Raw genomic sequence first — 19,407 nt, 5'->3', positions numbered from 1 at the left:
TTCGATCCCCTCTTTTTCCTTTATCCCAGTAACCGTGTAATATTTTGTTGGAGTACATTACTCTGATGCGCTGCAGCAAGCTGGCTTGCATCGAGCATAAGATTGTTCTGCTGAAAGTCTTTGACCGCTTTTGCCATATCGGTATCGGCGATTTGACTTTTGGCCGCAGAAGTCGCCGTGATTTGATTGAGCAGGGTATTGGATGCGCTGATAAGGCCATTCGTTGTTGAGCCTATATCTGCACCGGCTTGCGCCAAAGAGTCTCTGTACGATTGGAGAGAATCTTGATTATCAATAGAAAGGGCAGAGGGAGAAAGTGCGGGAATTGTCGAGGAGATGGCAGATTCACCTAAGGAAAAAGTAGAACTGCTGCCAAAAAGAGCTTTTCCGTTAAAACTGGTAGTGTCAATACTTTGCTGCATGGCATCCACAGTTCGGCTAAATTCCTTTTGAAGCCCTTGCTTTTGGGATTCGTTAAGGGTAGCACTGTTATAGCGGACACTCAGATCGCTGAGCGTTTGAGCTTGATCATTTAAAGAATTAAGAGCCCCTCCCGCTATTTGCATCATGGCAACACCGTCATTAGCATTCATAAGCCCTTGAGACATTGTGGAGATCTGATTTTGAAGCATATCGGCAATGGAACGCGAAGCGCTGTCTTCCATCCCTAATTCTACAGCGGCAGCAATTTTTTCAAGAGCTTTATCTCTCTTGTTGACTTCTGTATTCATTTGCGGAAGCGGATTGAACAGGGCATCTAACTTCATTTTATTTTCCTTTACGAAGCTCTTATATATTTAGAATAGCATTGAACAGATTAAAATAGAATAATGTTCTAAAAATAGATCGTATCTGCGCTGAGTCGCAGCAATGCTATAATTTCGATATTGATAAGAGTGTGAGGAGCAGGGAATGGTTAAAGTCGCAGCGATACAGATGCAGATGAGCGAGGACAAAGGTTCCAATAGAGCAAAAGCAGAAGCGATGGTTCGTGAGGCGGCAGGTGAGGGTGCGAATATCATTTTGATTCCGGAACTGTTCGAAGGATACTATTTTTGTAAAGATATGGATCAAAAATATTTTGAGTGGGCACAGCCGCTGGCAAATAATCCGCTCATTGCACACTTTAGTTCTCTGGCGAAAGAACTCGGTGTCGTACTGCCGATCAGCTATTTTGAAAAAGACGGAGAACGCTACTTTAACTCTCTCGTGATGATCGACGCAGATGGGACCGTGATGGAGAATTACCGCAAGACCCATATCCCTGACGGCCCAGGATATGAAGAAAAATTCTATTTTGAACCGGGAGATACCGGATTTAAAGTATGGGAAACCCGTTACGGCAACGTCGGTGTCGGAATCTGCTGGGATCAGTGGTTTCCTGAAACTGCCCGCTCTCTTACGTTGATGGGTGCGGATATGATTTTTTACCCTACGGCGATCGGGAGTGAGCCTGAAATCGGTGTCGATTCGGCATCCCACTGGCAGCGGGTACAGATGGGGCACTCTGCGGCGAATATTATCCCTGTCATCGCCGCCAACCGTATCGGAGAAGAGATCGGAGAGAGCTGTACCCTGACATTTTACGGCAGTTCCTTTATCACCGACCACACGGGTGCAAAAGTGGCAGAAGCTTCTCGGGACCAAGAAGAGATCCTGTACAGCGAATTCGATCCTATGACGATTCGCGAGCATCGTCACTACTGGGGGCTCATCCGTGACCGCCGGCCGGAATGCTATGGAATGATTGTACAAAATTAAATAGGAATGGTTTTTGCTCCTTCTAGACAACTAGTCAGTTCGGGGGTTATCCGTGAAAGTTGTTTTGCGTAATAATGCTATCTTCGTTCTGGGGGGAACCAATACCCTCGAAGAGCCTTGGATGGAAGAATTTTTCGATCATCATATTCAAAATACGCTTTTTCTCGACAACGGTGTGCTAATACTCAACAATGAAAACTCTTCGGATCAAAAAGAGGAGTTTTTAGAGACGCTCAGTGACCATTTCACCAAAGTCAATGAGCTTTCAGGATCGTTTTACAGCCGCTCATTGAAACGATGCAAGAGCGCGGCGGTACGGATCGAAGTACCCTACCGCAAAAGTGAAACCGTTGATGTTGAGTTGTACGCTTATGGGCCCGATCGTGTCAAATTTACCTTTATAACTCCGAACCCGTGGGTGATGCGCTATCTCAAACAACAGCTTTCCCCCTTATTGCTCAGTGCTACTGCTACCGATCTTTTCATCGATGTTTCGAGCGCGGCAGGGAAAGCGCGGCTTGAAAAAACGCTCAACCGCCGTGAGGTACTCCATTTTGTCATCAATTACCAGTATGATGATGCCTTTATGAGCCGATTGTACGGCAATTACAGAGGATGGGGACATGGAAATGATGCGATCGATAAGATGATCCGCTATCATGCAATTTTTGAAATCCCGATGGGTTCTACCCCGGAAGATTTAAAAAAACGGTACCGTATGCTGGCTCGGCGCTATCACCCGGATCGCGTTCAGACGAAAAGTCCTGAAATCATTAATAAATATACGCAGAAGTTTCAGCTTCTCCAAGAAGCTTACGGTGCCCTGCGGGCGGTCAGTTAGTCAAGACGGATAAATCTTCCGCACAAAAACGGTAAAGCCGTTTTTCTTTTAGATCCATGAGCTCATTGGAAAATCCCCGTTTGGCAAAGAGAAATATTTTATCCGGCACTAAAGAAATTTTGGTGCATTTCTCGTCGAGTTTATGAAACTCTTTTTTGTTGACCTTGTGGTTTGTCCATTTGCATTCTCCGACCCATGTTTCCCCTTCCATCGTTTCTGTGAGCAGATCAATTTCCACTTCACGGTCCCAATAGCTTCCCGAATCGAGAATGTCGCTGTTAAATTTCGGCGCTAAAATATCTCGTATGTAGAGATTGCATAATTCTTCGAACGTAAAGCCGACAAAGGCGTTGAAGTGGGTATGGAAATGATCAAAAAACGGAGTCGTTTTTCCTTCGCGGAGGGATTGGCTAAAAGGTTCCACAAAGGCAAACCAAAAGCGTAAAAACGGCGAAGTAAACCGAAATTTATGCGATATACGGTGGTGCTCCACTTCTTTTTTAAACCGCTGCTTCGGATGAGCCCGCTGCAGAGGCATTTCACGAGAACGCTCTAACGTCAGGTAGCCACTGTAGCGTAAAAATTCAAAGGCTTCATTACCGCGTTCTTTCCCGATCCGGGCACGGCGGTAAGCCGATCCCTGCCGCCGGTCACCTACCGCTATTGCATGGAGAAGATTGAGGTAGAGAGAATCATTTTGGAGCGGTGAGAGAAGGGATTCCCGGTGTGATTCGAATGATTCGAGTATGTGGTGCAGAATAAGAGACTCGACAGGTTCATCCGTATTGATCGGTTCATCGTATCCGCCAAAAATACTAAACAGTTCGATGCACTGTTCCATATCAGCCGGCATATTGCGGTGGAAAAATTCGCTGATGAGTGTTCTATCCATCCGTGAATTATAACGTACCGGATTCTAAGGAGGTGACTCCGTATCGGCGCAGAAGCATATTGTTATAAAGTAGAAAGCACGGTGGAAATATTTTTCAGGATAGCATTAACCCGGTTTGCGTATTGGGTGAGTTTGTCGGCATATAGCTCAGCAGCGCCGTTGTCGATTTCCAGATTTCCCAAAACATCCAGCATGGTACGGATAAAATCGCGGTGTTCGGAACATTCATGACATACGGTAGTATTGGCACACATGCCCTCATTCATGAGAACATAAGCCTCTTCGGTCGCAATGCTGAGTTTTGTGAAATAATCATTATTTCGATCGCCGGGATTACTCAGCAGATTATGAATTTCTTGAAATTGTTTTTGGGCTTTGCGAATCGTATCCAACATAGTTAACTCCCATTCAAAATTGTGTTCATGCATTATAACTTAATTTTTTAGAGGGACAAAGAGACGATGAGGTACAATATCAAAAAGAGCGCAGGAGACAAACATGGAGTACCGATATATAGGGCGCAGCGGTTTGCGCGTATCGCCAATTTGTCTGGGAACAATGACGTTTGGGTCGCAGTGCGATGAAAAAACGGCATTTAAAATTATGGATAAAGCGTATGCGAGCAGGGTGAATTTTTTCGATACGGCGGAACTCTATCCTGTTCCGCCGGAAGAAAAACTAGCCGGATTGACAGAGGAGATGGTAGGCCGATGGCTAAAGAGCAAACCGCGTGAGAGTCTCATCCTTGCAACCAAAGTGGCGGGCGCGGCATCAGGATGGTTTGTCCCGCCGATCCGTCACGGGTACACGGCCATTGACCGGTTTCATATTGAACGGGCGGTTGAGGGGTCGTTAAAGCGGCTCGGTACCGATTATATCGATCTCTATCAGATGCATTGGCCCGATACGATTGTCCCTATTGAAGAATCGATGCGGGCATTTGATGCGCTGGTGCAAAGCGGCAAGGTCCGTTATATCGGAACATCGAACGACAGTGCACGCGGGACGATGAAATCGCTGATGGTCTCCAAATACGAAAAACTGGCCCGTTTCGAGTCGATCCAAAACAATTTTTCGCTCCTGAATCGCCGCGATTTGACCGAAATCGGGGCATTGTGCCGCGAAGAGAAGATTTCGCTTCTGCCGTATTCGCCTTTGGGGGGCGGAGTACTGAGCGGTAAATACAATCAAAATATGGATGTTCACGGACGATTCAGTGACTATATCAAATCCTCCAACAAGCGTCAGCGGCTTATGGCGGCACGCTTTTTAAACGATAGAACGCTCGCATCTACCCAAGAATATCTCCGTATCGCGCATGAATCGGGTCTGGATCCGGTAACGATGGCAATCGCTTGGAGCAAGCAGTTTGACTTCGTCGCCTCCACGATTATCGGTGCGACGACTCCCGAACAGCTCGATGCATCGCTGGCGGCGATGGATGTGACCTTAAGTTCTGAAATACTTCAAAAACTGGATGCCGTACATGCAAAAATTCTCTATCCTATGGGTTAGCTCTATGGTGAGACTAGATGCGTCGCAGTAGATTTTTTCAGGAAGATGAATGAAACAGACTACAGTATCTTTGGTGTTGGGAAGTGGCGGTGCCCGAGGTTTGGCCCATATTGGTATTATTCAGTGGCTTGAAGAACATAATTATAAGATTGAATCGATCACAGGATGTTCGATAGGGGCTTTGATCGGCGGTTTTTATGCGGCAGGAAGATTGGATCAGTATACTAAATGGGTATGTGAAGTCGATTTGCTTGAAATGTTGAAACTGCTTGATTTTAAAGGCTCAGGAGGGTTGATTGCCGGTGAATTGCTGATCAATAAGATGCATGATTTGGTCGGTGATTATAACATCGAAGATTTGGATATCAAATTTACGGCTGTCGCGGTAGATCTCCATGCCGAGAAAGAGGTTTGGCTCAATGAAGGACCACTTTTAGATGCGATACGCGGATCGATTTCACTACCGCTGTTTTTTACACCGCATTCGTATAACGGCCGATTGTTGATTGACGGAGGCGTTTTGAACCCGGTACCGATCGCACCGACATTTCACGATAAAACCAATTTGACAATAGCGGTTAATCTGGGCGGAGCGATGGATCCCTCTTGTTCTTTGCCTGAGCGAAAAGTGAAAGGTAAGTCGTCATCAATATTCAAAGAATATCTAAGCCATTTAACGCTTCCGGAGGCGTTGACATTGGAAAATGGGATGTACAATATTGCGGATAAATCATTTGACGCGATGCAAGGAACGATCGCCAGAATGAAATTAGCTGCCTATCCGCCGGATATTGAAATCGAAATTCCCCGAAACTTATGTGGCACATTTGAATTTAACCGTGCCCGCGAGATTATTCAATATGGGTATGAGCTGTGTGATGAAATTTTTAGAGAGAAATAATGTTTCACAGTTCAATATGGCATAAAAAACAAGATGAAATCTTGATAATCAAATAAGAGGTAAGTAGATGATGTATAGAAATATGGCTCCATATATAGTTAATTTTTCGGTTTTAGGGATGGCCTTTTTCGGTTTGATCATTGGTGGGTGCTCTGCCAAACATTATTCCATCAGCGAACCGAAGATGATTACCATCAAAAGTCCGAAGCTCAAATTTGCCGATACGGGATATATCCGTCATGAAGGGGAAGCGGTCGAAGTGGAGCTTTTTACCGCAGGGGTGGCGGTTGAGAAGATTTCCATCGATAAAGAGGTGTGTGTCAGTTCCGGATGTATGAGCGAAGAAAAATTTGTTAAAGAGTATCTGTACCCGGATTATCCAAAGGACACGATGCGCCGTATTCTGCAAGGTTCGGATATTTTCGGAGGAATCAATAAAGAAGAGCTCTGCCAAGGGACCCTTTACCAGACGATCCGAAATGATGAGATGGATATCATTTATCGCCGCAAGGGAAATGATATTTTTTTTAAAGACCGGCTGAACGCTTTAATGATCAAAATCAGCAATCTTGATACAAATCAATCTTTGCCGTAATTTGCTAGGTTACAATCGGGTTTAAAAAGAGTCTTTATGAATGTCTCACCCGATTTTTCTCTCCCTCTGCGTTTAATCGCCCCTTATTTTGTCGGAGCTGTTGTCTTGTATATCGTATCGATGGGGCTTCTTTTGCTTCTTCCTGTGGATATAAGTATTCATGATTTCCGGCTGATCGGCTGGGTGCACCTGTACATCATCGGTTTTGTGATGATGGTGATTATCGGAGCGATGGGACAGCTTTCGGTCGTCGTCGGAGAGATCCATCACCGCTATCCGAAACTTTTCGGATGGATCGGACCGCTTTTGGGAACGGGAACGGTGATTCTAGTGGGCGGATTTTATTATGACCTCTCCTTGCTTCCCTACGGGGGAGGGATTATCGCTATTGCTTTGGGCCTATTCGCGTTTAATCTGTTCGTAACACTCTCTTATAGCCGTCGCCGAACCAGTGTGACCCGCTCGATGCAGTGGAGTACCCTTTTTTTAGGAATCGGGCTTGGCCTCGGAGTGCTGATGGCACTCGGATATGCAGGGCGCATAGAATCAGATCCCTCTCATTGGCGGATGGGGCACATTTTTGCGCTGTTCGGCGGATACATCATGATCAATATCATGGGGGTAAGCACCGTACTGCTCCCCATGTTCGGCGCCTGCAACCGGCCCGCCGACAGTGATTACACGATTAGTTTTTACATGATGGCGGCTTCGGTCTTCACGATGGTTTGTTCAGCCGTTTTTCATAGCCAATGGCTTGAAACGGCGGCCTTGCTGCTAGGGATCGGGTCGGTTACATACTATATGTTTCAGGTATACCTCATATTTACTTCCAAAAAACGTCGTTACAGCGATATATGGGAACGTTCGGTCGCAGTTGCGTTTATAGCGTTGGTATTCTTTATGGGCATTGGAACGTATGGTGTTCTCAGCGGGGATGAAAAAGGGGTTCTGCTGGCCTTTTGGTTTTTAACGGCCGGTTTTTTAGGCTTTTTGATTACGGCCCATTTATATAAGATTGTTCCGTTTCTAGTATGGTTTGAACGGTATGCCCCTTTCATCGATGAGCGTGACGTTCCGATGCTTCATCAGCTTCTTCCTGAACGATGGGCGAATCTGCAGTGGAGACTGGCTTTGGGCGGATTGGCTGCGGTCGCCTTGGCTATCGTATTTTCTCATTCCCTGTTATGGCAAACCGGTGTCCTTATGCTGGCCGGATCGGGATTCGTTTTATTGGGAATTCTCATCAAGCTTTTGAGGGATAAGTTATAATTCTCTTCTTTTGACACTAGGAGAGCAATAACGTATGAAACTCAGTCAACGCAGCGGCACGATTGCCCAATCGGAAATCAGGTCAATGACCCTCTCCTGCAATGCCGTGCAGGGGATCAATATGGCACAAGGGGTCTGTGATCTGGAAATCCCGCGGGAAGTGATCGAGGGAGCCAAACGGGCGATGGATGAGGGGGTCAACATCTATACTCCCACCGAGGGATTGCCGCGTCTGCGCCAAGCCATTGCCGATAAGATGCAACGCTTTTACGAGGTTGAAATCGAGCCGAATCAGGTTCTGGTGAGTGACGGAGCGACGGGAGCATTTTACACGGCGTGTATGGCATTGCTCAATCCCGGGGATGAGGTGATTTTATTTGAACCGTATTACGGTTATCACCGTTCCACTTTATTATCCGTAGGGGCGGTACCGACGTATGTCCGTCTCGAAGCACCGCAATGGAAACTCGATATCGGCGCCCTGGAAGCCGTGGTCACTTCCAAAACCCGCGCGATGGTGATCTGCAATCCTGCCAATCCCAGCGGAAAAGTCTTTACACGCGGGGAACTAGAAGCGATAGGAGCCTTTGCCGAAGCGCATGATCTGATCGTATTCGCCGATGAGATGTATGAACATTTTCTCTATGACGGTGCGGTGCATGTGACGGCGCTCAGTGTTCCGTGTTTACAAAACCGGTGTGTCGTTTTGTCGGGATTTTCCAAAGTTTTCAGCATCACCGGCTGGCGTTTGGGATACGCGATTTCATCCCGAGAGGTGATCGAGGCGATGGCACAGTTTAACGATCTTATCTATGTCTGCGCCCCGGCACCGCTGCAGATCGGAGCGGCGGAAGGGCTGGAAAAACTGGGAGACGGTTATTACACCGAACTCTCCCGAATCCATCAGCATAAACGGGATATCTTTTGCGATGCGCTGCGTTCTGTAGGATTGATCCCGAGTGTTCCGATGGGAGCCTATTATGTCATGACCGATGTCAGCCGTGTGATAGGGAATGATGATTATGAAAAGGCGATGGCGATTTTGGAAAAAACCGGGGTTGCCTCCGTCCCCGGACGGGCTTTTTATCACGATGATGCGGGAAAAAATATGGTCCGCTTTTGCTATTCTAAACCTATCGATGTTCTCGAAGAAGCGGCTGAGAGAATTCGACGACTGTGATATAATCTTTTCGAAAACAAATGGCTTCTTTTCGTCATTTCCGACTTGATCAGGAATCCAGTAAAAAGAAAAGTTAGATAAATTAGGGTGGACTTTTGGCACAAAACACTAAAGTAAATCAGCATATTCACGAATTTTTAGATTATTACATCAAACTGGATAAGCCAGAATATGCTGTATTGCTTTCTGGAAAATGGGGAAGTGGAAAGACATTTTTTATAGAAAATTTTATAGAAAATCGAAGAAAGAAAAATAATGTAGTAAAGATTAGTCTATTTGGTTTAAAAACAAAAGAGGACATTCATAAAAAAGTTATTTTTAAATTATTCGGCTTAGACAATCACCATAACGTAAAGATAATTGTTAAAAGCGTTGGTTTTGCACTCAATAAATTTGTGGGTATTAAATTGATAGATATGTCTATGGAATGGGCCTTAAAACAAGCGGGCAATCAAAATGCCATTTTCATTTTTGATGATTTAGAACGAGCAAATATAGAATTAACAGAACTACATGGTTACATTAATGGTTTGACAGAAAAACATAAGCAAAAAGTTATTCTCCTTGCGGATGAAGACAAACTCAATGAAGATGAAAAATATCTTCTTTTTAAAGAAAAAACTATCGGGAAAACGTTTCAGATTGAACAAGATTTTAAGATCGCCTTCGCTACTTTTTTAGATGAATTGAAAAATTCTAAAGTGATACTTCAACACAATCAATCTGTCATCGAGTCGGTTTATGAAACTGCTGGATACAACAATCTTAGAAGTTTACGCCAAGGTTTATTGGATTTTGATCGGTTGATAAATCATTTTGAATCAAAATTTAAAAATCATGTGGAATTGATGACAGAAATCATTCAAATTTTCTTTGCATTAACCTTTGAGATCAAGAGCGGAAAATTAGACATTCAGACACTTCAAGAGATAACGATGCTGCGTGTTGGGAGAATGATGAATGAAGAAAAGACTGATGAAGAATTAACACCGATTGAAAAAGTTTTTCATAAATACAGTTTTTTGTCGTATGAATTATTATTGTCTATGGAAAGTTGGATTGATCTTTTTACGTTAGGAATCTTGCCTTCTGAACGGATCAAACAAGATTTACAAAGAAGTCGCTATTTTTTTAGAGAAGAACGGGAAGAATGGATAAACTTATGGTATTTTCGAGAACTGGAAGAAGATGAGTTTAAAAATGCATTAGAGGATACACTCAAAAAATTACAATATAGTGAGTATTTGACTCCTGAAATAGTCATGCATATTTCTGGGATACTACTGAATTTAAGTGCAAACGGACTTTATTCTAAGACCAAGATGGAAATTCTCCATGACATGAAGACTTATATCGATACAAATCGAAAAAAGTGGGACAATATATATACGGTTGATGATTTTAATATTGATGATTCTGCTTTTGGATTGGGATACCATCAGGGAGAAACAGATGAATTCCATGAGATAAAAAATTATCTTTTAGAAAAAGCAAAAGAGACGATTTACGAAGATTTACCATCGCAAGGTGAGCAACTTTTAAATATTTTGAAAGAAAATGATATTAGTCTTTTTAAAGAAATGCTTTCAAAAAGCAGAGATAGCATTCTTTACCGTTTGCCAGTTTTTCAAAACATTGATCCAAAAATGTTTGTAGAGAGTTTGTCGTGTATAAAAAATAAAGATTTTCGTTATGTAATTAATACGCTTATAGGACGTTACGACCAAGTTGGATGGGGTGAATATTCTCTTTTATTAGTAGAATTAGATTTCTGGAAAATAGTTTATGAAACTATTAATACTGATATACAAAACATGCCAGTTAATATAAAAATGGTTTGGTTTAAACGATTAAATCAGAGTATTGAGGAAAAAATCGTTCGAAAAATGGAAAAACAAATACAGCACATGGAAAAGGAAAATAATGTCGAATAAATTTGTAGGTGCTCACGTCTCGGCTTCGGGCGGGGTTTTCAACGCTCCGCTAAACGCAATGGCGATCGGAGCGAAAGCGTTTGCCCTTTTTACGAAAAACCAAAAGCAGTGGGCAGCCAAACCGCTCGAAGATGAAACGATAGGACTTTTTAAAGACAACCTTGCCAAAAGCGGCATTCTTTCCAAACACATCTTGCCCCATGATTCGTATTTGATCAATCTCGGTCATCCCGAAGAAGAAAAACGGCAAAAATCGCTGGATGCGTTTATCGATGAGCTGCAGCGATGTTCTCAGTTGGGATTGGATCGTTTGAACTTTCATCCGGGCAGCCATCTTAAACAGATCAGCGAAGAAGAGTGTATCGATCGGATTGCATCCAGCATGAATGAAGCGATCCGTGTTACCGACGGTGTCACTCTCGTGATTGAAAATACGGCGGGTCAGGGGAGCAATCTGGGGTGGAGATTTGAGCATCTAAGTGCCATTATAGAACGCATTGAGGAGAAGTCCCGTGTCGGTGTCTGTATCGATACGTGCCATATGTTTACTGCAGGTTACGATATCCGAACACGCGAGGCGTATGATGCAACATGGAGAGAGTTTGATACAATTGTGGGATTTAAGTATCTTATGGGGATGCATATCAACGATTCCAAACCTGATCTGGGGAGTCATGTCGACCGGCATGATTCACTGGGATGCGGGAAGATCGGGCTGGATGCATTCGGGTTTATCATGAATGATCCGCGTATGGATGATATCCCTCTGGTATTGGAAACGATCGATGAGACGATTTGGGCTCAGGAGATTAAACTTTTGTATGGCATGGAGCAAAAATGAGAATTGTAGTATTATCAATTATCGCATCAGCGACACTTATGGCGGGCGGATATGCGATCCCCGAGAGTTCGATCAATGCTACCGCACTGAGTGCAGCGTATGTAGCAAATGCTCATGGGGCCGACGCGGCCTATTACAATCCTGCGGCGATGGTGTATAACGATGATGCCAATCTTTTTGAATTTGATACGACCTATATCGGACTGAGTCCGATCGATTTCTCCGGTACGACAGGGAATTACAGCTCTAAAAAAGAGAATTTCTTGGTTCCTACTCTCCATTACAGCTCGAAAAGAGTAGGGGATAGCGGCGCACGTTTTGGGCTGAGTATCGTTGCTCCCGGTGGATTATCGAAACGATGGGGTACTCAACCGGCAAAAGCAAGTGCAGAAGAATTTTCATTGCAAACGATAGAATTTAATCCTTCCATAGCGATACCTTTAAGTGATACGATGAGCATGGGTGCCGGATTTAGAATCGTTCGAACAGATGGAGTCGTAAAAAGCAATGCAACGCCTACCCCCGTTTCACGTGACTTGAGCGGTGATTCGATCGATTATGGGTTTAACCTGGCTCTTAATTATCGACCGCAACCCAATATTTCATTGGCTGCCACATATCGTTCAAAGATCGATTTGGATGTTGAGGGGAGTGCAGATTTGCGTTATATCGCCACAACTTACAGCGGTTTTGCAAGTGTAACTATTCCGCTCCCGGCAACGCTCAATGTTGCGGCTGCCTATACGTTTGATACAGGGACTACCGTTGAAGCGGTCTATGAGAGAACCTATTGGTCAGCGTACAAATCTCTTGACTTTGACTATGACGGTACGGTGAACGCTGCAACGGTCGCGTTTGGAACACCGATCCCTAAAAACTGGAAAGATACCAATACTTACCGTCTCGGGTTAACCCACCAATACGATCAATGGACTGCCATGGCAGGGGTTGCCTATGATGAGACTCCGGTTCCCGAATCGACATTGGGGTATGAACTTCCCGATTCGGATGCATGGATTGTCTCTCTCGGCGGACGGTATCAAATCGATCCGCATTGGAATGTCGGGTTAGCGGGTTTGGTGGATATGAAAAAAGCTCGTAACGTTATGAATAGTACCATTAACGGCGAATTTTCCAATGCCCGTGCGTATCTTGTCACTGCCGGAATCGAGTATCGCTTTTGATCCACTATCCATATGAAAATTTTTATGAAATGCTTTTCGCCGTTACAGGAGAGGGGCGTTCCAAAAAAGTCATTTTTATTGAGGATAAGAATGTTACATATGGAGAATTTTTAGAGAGTGTCGACAGAGCTGCCCGTGCGTTGGAACTTATCGGTGTCGGCAAGGGAGACAGGGTCGCCCTGATTTGCCCTAACAGCACCGAATTTGTCCAAAGTGTCTTTGCCATCAGTAAACTGGGGGCGATTACGGTACCGATCAACACGATGCTCAAAAATGAGGAATACCGCTATATTTTGGACGATTGCAATGCAAAAGTTCTGATTACCGCGTATAAGTTTGCCAAAGAGGTAGAGGATCTGTGCGAATGTATAGAATCGATTGAACATACGATCTGGATTGATCAGGCACCTGTCGAAAATTCTCAGCATTTGGTATTTGATGAGATTCTCTCCGGCCATTTGCATACCCATACCCCATCACCTGCCGCACTTGATGATACGGCAGTGATCTTTTACACCTCCGGAACGACAGGGCACCCTAAGGGAGCTATGCTGAGCAACCGAAATCTTTTTTCGAATCTTATCGCGGCAAAAGAACGGTTTGATTTGCGTGAGCGTGACCGTTTTATCGTTTATCTTCCGATGTTTCATTCTTTTACATTTTCGGTCATGGTGATACTGCCGTTTTTTGTCCGTGCATCGTTTGTGATTGTCCCCGCGATCTTGCCCTTTAGCAATATCATCAAACAAACATTTTTAAAACGGGTAACGATCTTTATGGGCGTGCCCGATATCTACAATGCGCTGATCCGCGCCAAACTGCCATGGTATTTTTTATGGTTTAACTCTATCCGCTGTTTTATCTCCGGCGGGTCGGCACTGAGTGCAGATACTTTGAGTAAATTCAAAGCGACTTTCAGACGCGCAAAGATGCTGGAAGGATACGGACTGAGCGAGTGCTCTCCGGCAGTAACCATCAACCCCCTCGAAAAACAAAAACATCTTTCGGTCGGTTTACCGCTGTACGGGTATGATGTCAAAGTCGTCAATGATGAGATGATAGAGCTTCCGTTCGGGGAAACGGGGGAACTGATCGTAAGAGGCGATTGCGTGATGCAGGGGTATTTAAATAATCCCGAAGCCACGCAATCGACGATTCAAAACGGATGGTTGCGTACCGGCGATATCGCAAAAATAGATGAAGAGGGATATGTTTATATCGTTGATCGGATCAAAGATCTGATTATTTCCAAGGGGATTAATATCTATCCCCGCCAAATCGAAGAGCAGATGATGCTTTTGCCCTCCATCAGACTCGCAGCGGTCATCGCCCAGAGCGACCCGCACAGCGGGGAAGTCCCTATCGCCTTTATCGAACTGGAAGAAGGGTATGAAAATACAACTCCCTCATCGATCAAAACGCAGCTTAAAGAGCATTTGGCTGCGTTTAAAATCCCTAAAACCATTACCGTGGTAGAATCATTGCCGAAAACCGCCACAGGCAAAGTACTCAAACGGGTATTAAAACAACAAGGAATCCATTGAAATATCTTATTGACTTTTTAGAAAACCCTTCTATCGAAAAAACCCATATTTTTTCACAACTTAAATGTACGGTGGAGGAGGCCAAAATATTACAGCTTCTGACCCGAAAATTTTTACAGTCTCAAGAAGACGCTATCGTTGCCGAACTTCTCCAAGAACTCTACGGTGCCGAAGACTATTCGTATCTCGGACATTTCGGGGAAGTGAAAACGCTGCTGGAACTGGGATGGATTACCCATCACTCTTTTACCCCGATTAAAATCAGCGAGCTTTCCCATTTGGAACTCTATAACACTCCGGTTGCCGTCACTTCCGTCTTTATGAAACTTCTGGAAGAGGGATCTTTGGAAATGACGTTGCCGGACATCAAACCCTACGCCGATCATTTGGAATATCTTCAAGATCAGTTTTTCCGTATCGAACTCTACCAAAAGATGTCCGTCATCCGTCACAGTGGAAACGAACACTCCCTCGGAATCAACCGTATCCAAAACAAACTCGATCTTCTTGAAAAACGGATCGATGAGCGTATTGCCCAGACGTCACTGGATGTCGTTCTGGATCGTTTTTTCAAACAAAAGAAGCTCGAGCCTAAAGAACAGGTTATTTTCCTCGCCTTGCTCAAAGAGGAATACAGTGCAACCGAGGGAAATTTGCGGGAGATGAATACCCTCATCGATCTGATCAGTTTTGATGACTATGAGCGGATTAAAAACCGTGCACTTCTTGAAGACGGTGCCCGTTTGATCAACGAAGAGGTTATCGATTATGAAGAGATGCTGAATCCTTTCGGCGGTATTTCACGCGCTTTCTATATTGTCGATGAGGTACTTCAATCGATCATGCATCCGCAGAAAAAGAAAAAAGTACGTAAACTCAAACTCGATATGCTGATCAAAGAGCAGGAGATTTTTGAGCTGATCGAACCGACGACGTCACTGGAAAATGTCGTTCTCAATCCAAGCACGGAACAGACACTTAAAAATCTGATGCGTCAGCTGGACCGCGAAGTCATTGCACGTCTCCATGAGTGGGGGATCAAGGATAAAAAAGCGGGAATCGATGCCCGGATTATTTTCTATGGCCCTCCGGGGACCGGGAAAACGCTTACGGCGCATTCGTTATCACGATCGCTTAAGCGCCAAGTGCTCAGTTTTGACTGTTCCAAAATTCTTTCGATGTATGTCGGGGAATCGGAAAAAAACGTTCGAAAGATTTTTGATACCTATACGGATCTGACACGTCAAACGAAAACAGAGCCGATACTGCTGTTGAATGAAGCCGATCAGTTTCTCTCCGCCCGCTCTGCCGGAGTAGGTTCCTCTGCCGATCAGATGCACAATCAGATGCAGAACATCTTTTTGGAACAGATAGAAAAATTTCAGGGGATTTTGATTGCGACGACCAACTTGCTCGAAAATATCGACCAAGCCTTTTCCCGCCGATTCAATTACAAAATCGAATTCAAAAAACCGGATCAAAAACAGCGTCTCATTTTGTGGAAAATGATGCTTCCGACCAATGCACCGTATGAGAAGGGGTTTGATATCGATAAGCTCTCGTCCTATCCTCTCACGGGAGGACAAATCAATCTCATTGTCAAAAATACAGCCTATCAGGTCGCGGCAAGGGCAGAGGGGGCATTTAGACTCGATGACTTCATCGCAGAAATCCAAAAAGAGCGCTCCGGAAGTTTTGAAGGGGAAAAATCGATGGGATTTTTAAACAATTGATTATCAAAAAAATATCACAGTGTGACCTATATTGAACCAATCCGTTATTTTTAGGAAAAATAGGGAGTATAATCACTGATTAGCAATATAAAACGTGCAAAGTCGGAGGATTATATGGGTTGGTTTGGTGACGATACCGCGTTAAAAAATGAATTAGAGAGCGTTAAAAAAGAAAATACTGCCCTTAAGGAAGAGAATCAGCGCTTAGCAGAGACTCTCCGAGAACGGGAAGCATTCATTCACGAACAAGTACATTCGAGCAAATGCGACAATGCATCCGCAATGATGACCTATCAAAATCAGCAAATCAAAAAAAATCTAGTCGATGTTCAGGGAAATATGGCCTCATCGGTTGCCTCGTCCAAAGAGAACATTGCACAATCGACTTCTTTATTGGAAAATATTGTTGAGCTTGGACATAAAGCATCGGGAATTTCAAAAACCTTAGAAGGGTTAACCGAGCTGGCATTAGATTCGAAGGAGACGGTGCAGGCACTTTCACAACGGGCACAGGATGTGGCAAGTATTTTGGTGTTGATCAAAGATATCTCCGATCAAACGAATCTGCTTGCACTGAATGCCGCGATCGAAGCAGCCCGCGCGGGAGAACATGGCAGGGGGTTTGCCGTCGTTGCGGATGAAGTGCGCAAGCTTGCCGATCGGACCGATAAAGCGATCAGTGAAATCAATATTTCTCTTCAGTCAATGAAGCAAGATGTCACGACGATCGGAGAAAAATTTGAGCAGGTTCAAGAGAGTATTGAAGAGTCCAATGAATCGATCGGAAGTTTTAATACCAACATGGAATACAATGCCCAAATGATGCGGACAACGTTCTTGAGTACGGAACACACGGCAGAAAGAGTTTTCATGAGCTTGGCCAAACTCGATCACATTATTTGGAAGGTGAATACATACCTCTCTGCAATCACCCAAAAAGAGCAGTTTAGTTTTGTCGATCACCATAATTGCCGCTTAGGAAAATGGTATTACGAAGGAGAAGGTTCAGAATTCTTCAAAAAAACGTCGAGTTATTCAGCGCTTGAAAATCCGCATTCGATTGTCCATAACTCGACCCACAAAATCTTTGATTTAATGAAGACAGAAAGTATCGGTTCGGAAAAATTTGTCCAAGTATTCGAAGAGATGGAACATGCGAGTGACGGGGTATTTGAAACCCTTGACCGGATGCTTCAGGAAAAACAGTAATTCTTCACCCACTTTCCGAGTATAAAGAACAAGATGTTCTTTATACAACATAGATAACTTTTTCCCATAAATGTAGAAATTAGTGACACTTTAGAAGTATAATATTCTATTTTGTTACAAAAGATAACACTTAACCCAAAGAGACCTCTTTTAGATGTTCCCTATCGTTACAAGTATATGAAAATATCCCATGGATAAGGGTTTGTTTAATTCTCTTTTTGTTATAGTGCAACAACTGTTTTTACAAAAACCGTATACCGTTACAGAGAATTACTTTGTGCGGGGATATGCTATCAACCACAAAAAGGTCGGAACTATGGAGCATTACCACGTAGCAAATCCTTATTTTGGGGTATTTGTACTGTTTGTGTTAACGTTTGGAGCATTCTATGCCACAACGGTTATTGCACGCTTAGCCAGCCGCGCATTAGCGGCCAAAGATACTGAAAAGCTAAAACTTACAGTCTACGAATGCGGACCGGAAGTGACAAAGCAACCGAATCGTATTTCAACGCAGTTTTATCTGTTCGCGTTGTTGTTTTTATTGTTTGATGTCGAAATTGTTTTCATGTTTCCATGGGCAATCGATTTTAAATTACTCGGTTGGTTCGGCTTTGTAGAGATGATGATGTTCATCCTATTGCTGGCAATCGGATTTGTTTATGCTTGGAAAAAAGGGGCGCTCGAATGGCACAACATCAAGTAAATTATCTTAAAGACGGCGGACTTCCCGTCGCATTGACAACGATCGACAAAGTGGTGAACTGGGGTCGCTCGAACTCTATCTGGGCATTAACGTACGGTTTGGCATGCTGCGGTATTGAAATGATGGCTTCAGGGGCATCCCGTTATGACTTCGACCGTTTCGGTACGATTTTCCGTGCTTCTCCGCGTCAAGCGGAACTGATGGTTGTTGCGGGAACATTGACGAAAAAACATGCGGAGTTCATCCGTCGTTTGTATGATCAAATGACTGAGCCAAAATGGGTTATCTCTATGGGATCCTGCGCAAATACCGGCGGTATGTTCAATACTTACGCAACGGTTCAAGGGGTTGACCGTGTCATCCCTGTTGACCTTTATCTTCCGGGCTGTGCACCGCGTCCTGAAACATTGCAATATGCCGTTTTATTGCTCCAGCAAAAAATCCGAAAAGAGAGTGCATCACGTGCTCAAAAACCAAAAAGGTTGATGTAATGAGAACTTACACCCCTAAAGACGACGTACAGAAAAAACCCTATTACACCGACCGTTATTGGGTTGCCCCTCAGGTAGCAAAGAGCGATGTTGCCGAAGATGCGGTATTCGCTGCGGATCTCGAAGCGATTAAAGCAAAGTTTGATGTTCTGGATGCCTATATCCAGGTGGGTCAAATGGTCGTTGTGATCAATGCTTGTGACAATTACGGCGTTGTAGAACTTCTTAAAACCGTCTGTGACTACAATCAGCTCTCAGAAATGTCTGCGATCGACTGGTTGGCAACGGAAGGAAAGTTCGAGATTTTCTACCAAATGCTCAGTATGTCGAAACGTAAACGTGTACGTATCAAATGCAAAATCGGAGAGAAAGAATCGATCCAAAGCGTCGAGAAACTTTTCCGAAGTGCTGACTGGTCAGAGCGTGAAATGTACGATATGTTCGGAGTGGTAGTCAACAACCACCCATTTATGAAACGTATTTTAATGCCGGATGACTGGGAAGGATTCCCGCTTCGTAAAACTTATCCGCTTCAAGGGGACGAGTTTGCCCAATGGTATGAAGTCGATAAAATTTTCGGAAAAGAAGCACGTGAGATCATCGGGCCTGAAAACCGTGACCCTGCACGCGTTGATCGCTACGATACCGAACGTTTCGCCCGATTGGGACACGAAGTACCGCGCGGTGCCGATATCAGCCAAGGCGAACCGGATACCCCTCTTGTCTATCAAGAAGAAGGCGGTGTCTTTATGGTACAAAAATTTGACGCAGAAAAAAGCGTCGTGATCTCTGATCGCGATCGTTAAGGATC

19 protein-coding genes and 1 pseudogene are annotated in these 19,407 nt (G+C 44.2%); 17 read left to right on the top strand and 3 right to left on the bottom strand.

Features of this window, described 5'->3' with window-relative positions:
* Window positions 1–20: 20 nt before the first annotated feature.
* Window positions 21–767, bottom strand: coding sequence for a flagellin (locus WAO38_RS11780; RefSeq protein ID WP_422237329.1), 747 nt, complete (start codon window positions 765–767; stop codon window positions 21–23).
* Between the two features lie 145 nt (window positions 768–912).
* Here WAO38_RS11780 and aguB point away from each other — a divergent pair, with 145 nt between their 5' ends.
* Both aguB and WAO38_RS11770 read left to right on the top strand, forming a co-directional pair.
* On the top strand, window positions 913–1,761 hold the full coding sequence (gene aguB, locus WAO38_RS11775; RefSeq protein ID WP_422237327.1) for an N-carbamoylputrescine amidase: 849 nt from the start codon (window positions 913–915) through the stop codon (window positions 1,759–1,761).
* 52 nt (window positions 1,762–1,813) lie between these two features.
* Window positions 1,814–2,602, top strand: a complete 789-nt coding sequence (locus WAO38_RS11770; protein ID WP_422237326.1) for a J domain-containing protein — start codon at window positions 1,814–1,816, stop codon at window positions 2,600–2,602.
* Here WAO38_RS11770 and WAO38_RS11765 read toward each other — a convergent pair.
* Window positions 2,595–3,494, bottom strand: a complete 900-nt coding sequence (locus WAO38_RS11765) for a DUF234 domain-containing protein (protein WP_422237324.1) — start codon at window positions 3,492–3,494, stop codon at window positions 2,595–2,597. The genes WAO38_RS11770 and WAO38_RS11765 overlap by 8 nt on opposite strands.
* A 62-nt stretch (window positions 3,495–3,556) precedes the next feature.
* Complete coding sequence (locus tag WAO38_RS11760; RefSeq protein ID WP_422237322.1) at window positions 3,557–3,889, bottom strand: hypothetical protein; 333 nt, start codon at window positions 3,887–3,889, stop codon at window positions 3,557–3,559.
* Between the two features lie 103 nt (window positions 3,890–3,992).
* On the opposite strand from WAO38_RS11760, the gene WAO38_RS11755 reads away from it, so the two are divergent.
* The 15 genes and pseudogenes from WAO38_RS11755 (at window position 3,993) to WAO38_RS11685 (ending at window position 19,402) form a co-directional block, all read left to right on the top strand.
* Complete coding sequence (locus WAO38_RS11755; RefSeq protein WP_422237320.1) at window positions 3,993–5,009, top strand: aldo/keto reductase; 1,017 nt, start codon at window positions 3,993–3,995, stop codon at window positions 5,007–5,009.
* Between the two features lie 49 nt (window positions 5,010–5,058).
* A complete protein-coding gene (locus WAO38_RS11750) occupies window positions 5,059–5,910 on the top strand; it encodes a patatin-like phospholipase family protein (protein WP_422237319.1) in 852 nt (283 codons plus the stop codon).
* A 67-nt stretch (window positions 5,911–5,977) separates the two neighbouring features.
* Window positions 5,978–6,505 carry a hypothetical protein gene (locus WAO38_RS11745; RefSeq protein ID WP_422237318.1) on the top strand — a complete coding sequence of 176 codons (528 nt, stop codon included), beginning with the start codon at window positions 5,978–5,980 and terminating at the stop codon, window positions 6,503–6,505.
* Between the two features lie 36 nt (window positions 6,506–6,541).
* Window positions 6,542–7,774, top strand: a complete 1,233-nt coding sequence (locus WAO38_RS11740; RefSeq protein WP_422237316.1) for a hypothetical protein — start codon at window positions 6,542–6,544, stop codon at window positions 7,772–7,774.
* Between the two features lie 34 nt (window positions 7,775–7,808).
* Window positions 7,809–8,954: a pyridoxal phosphate-dependent aminotransferase gene (locus tag WAO38_RS11735; RefSeq protein WP_422237314.1), complete on the top strand. Its 1,146-nt coding sequence runs from the start codon at window positions 7,809–7,811 to the stop codon at window positions 8,952–8,954.
* A gap of 95 nt (window positions 8,955–9,049) precedes the next feature.
* Window positions 9,050–10,888 carry a P-loop NTPase fold protein gene (locus WAO38_RS11730; RefSeq protein WP_422237312.1) on the top strand — a complete coding sequence of 613 codons (1,839 nt, stop codon included), beginning with the start codon at window positions 9,050–9,052 and terminating at the stop codon, window positions 10,886–10,888.
* Window positions 10,878–11,729 (top strand): deoxyribonuclease IV, encoded by an 852-nt coding sequence (gene nfo, locus WAO38_RS11725; RefSeq protein WP_422237310.1) that lies wholly within the window; start codon window positions 10,878–10,880, stop codon window positions 11,727–11,729. The genes WAO38_RS11730 and nfo overlap by 11 nt, the downstream gene beginning before the upstream one ends.
* The gene (locus WAO38_RS11720; protein WP_422237308.1) at window positions 11,726–12,913 is read left to right on the top strand and encodes an OmpP1/FadL family transporter; all 1,188 of its coding nucleotides are present in this window, start codon (window positions 11,726–11,728) and stop codon (window positions 12,911–12,913) included. The genes nfo and WAO38_RS11720 overlap by 4 nt, the downstream gene beginning before the upstream one ends.
* The gene (locus tag WAO38_RS11715; protein WP_422237306.1) at window positions 12,910–14,457 is read left to right on the top strand and encodes a long-chain-fatty-acid--CoA ligase; all 1,548 of its coding nucleotides are present in this window, start codon (window positions 12,910–12,912) and stop codon (window positions 14,455–14,457) included. Before WAO38_RS11720 ends, WAO38_RS11715 begins: the two co-directional genes overlap by 4 nt.
* Window positions 14,454–16,190, top strand: coding sequence for an ATP-binding protein (locus tag WAO38_RS11710; protein WP_422237304.1), 1,737 nt, complete (start codon window positions 14,454–14,456; stop codon window positions 16,188–16,190). The genes WAO38_RS11715 and WAO38_RS11710 overlap by 4 nt, the downstream gene beginning before the upstream one ends.
* 522 nt (window positions 16,191–16,712) lie before the next feature.
* A pseudogene (locus WAO38_RS11705) lies at window positions 16,713–16,946 on the top strand (methyl-accepting chemotaxis protein); the annotation flags it as partial.
* Between the two features lie 45 nt (window positions 16,947–16,991).
* On the top strand, window positions 16,992–17,399 hold the full coding sequence (locus tag WAO38_RS11700; protein ID WP_422237360.1) for a CZB domain-containing protein: 408 nt from the start codon (window positions 16,992–16,994) through the stop codon (window positions 17,397–17,399).
* A gap of 316 nt (window positions 17,400–17,715) precedes the next feature.
* On the top strand, window positions 17,716–18,105 hold the full coding sequence (locus WAO38_RS11695; protein WP_295055046.1) for an NAD(P)H-quinone oxidoreductase subunit 3: 390 nt from the start codon (window positions 17,716–17,718) through the stop codon (window positions 18,103–18,105).
* Window positions 18,087–18,596, top strand: a complete 510-nt coding sequence (locus WAO38_RS11690) for a NuoB/complex I 20 kDa subunit family protein (RefSeq protein WP_298691925.1) — start codon at window positions 18,087–18,089, stop codon at window positions 18,594–18,596. Before WAO38_RS11695 ends, WAO38_RS11690 begins: the two co-directional genes overlap by 19 nt.
* Window positions 18,596–19,402 (top strand): NADH-quinone oxidoreductase subunit C, encoded by an 807-nt coding sequence (locus WAO38_RS11685; protein WP_422237301.1) that lies wholly within the window; start codon window positions 18,596–18,598, stop codon window positions 19,400–19,402. Before WAO38_RS11690 ends, WAO38_RS11685 begins: the two co-directional genes overlap by 1 nt.
* Window positions 19,403–19,407: the final 5 nt, after the last annotated feature.

The organism is Sulfuricurvum sp. (assembly GCF_049277495.1).
Taxonomy (GTDB): domain Bacteria; phylum Campylobacterota; class Campylobacteria; order Campylobacterales; family Sulfurimonadaceae; genus Sulfuricurvum.
This window is presented reverse-complemented; position numbering and strand designations above follow the sequence as displayed.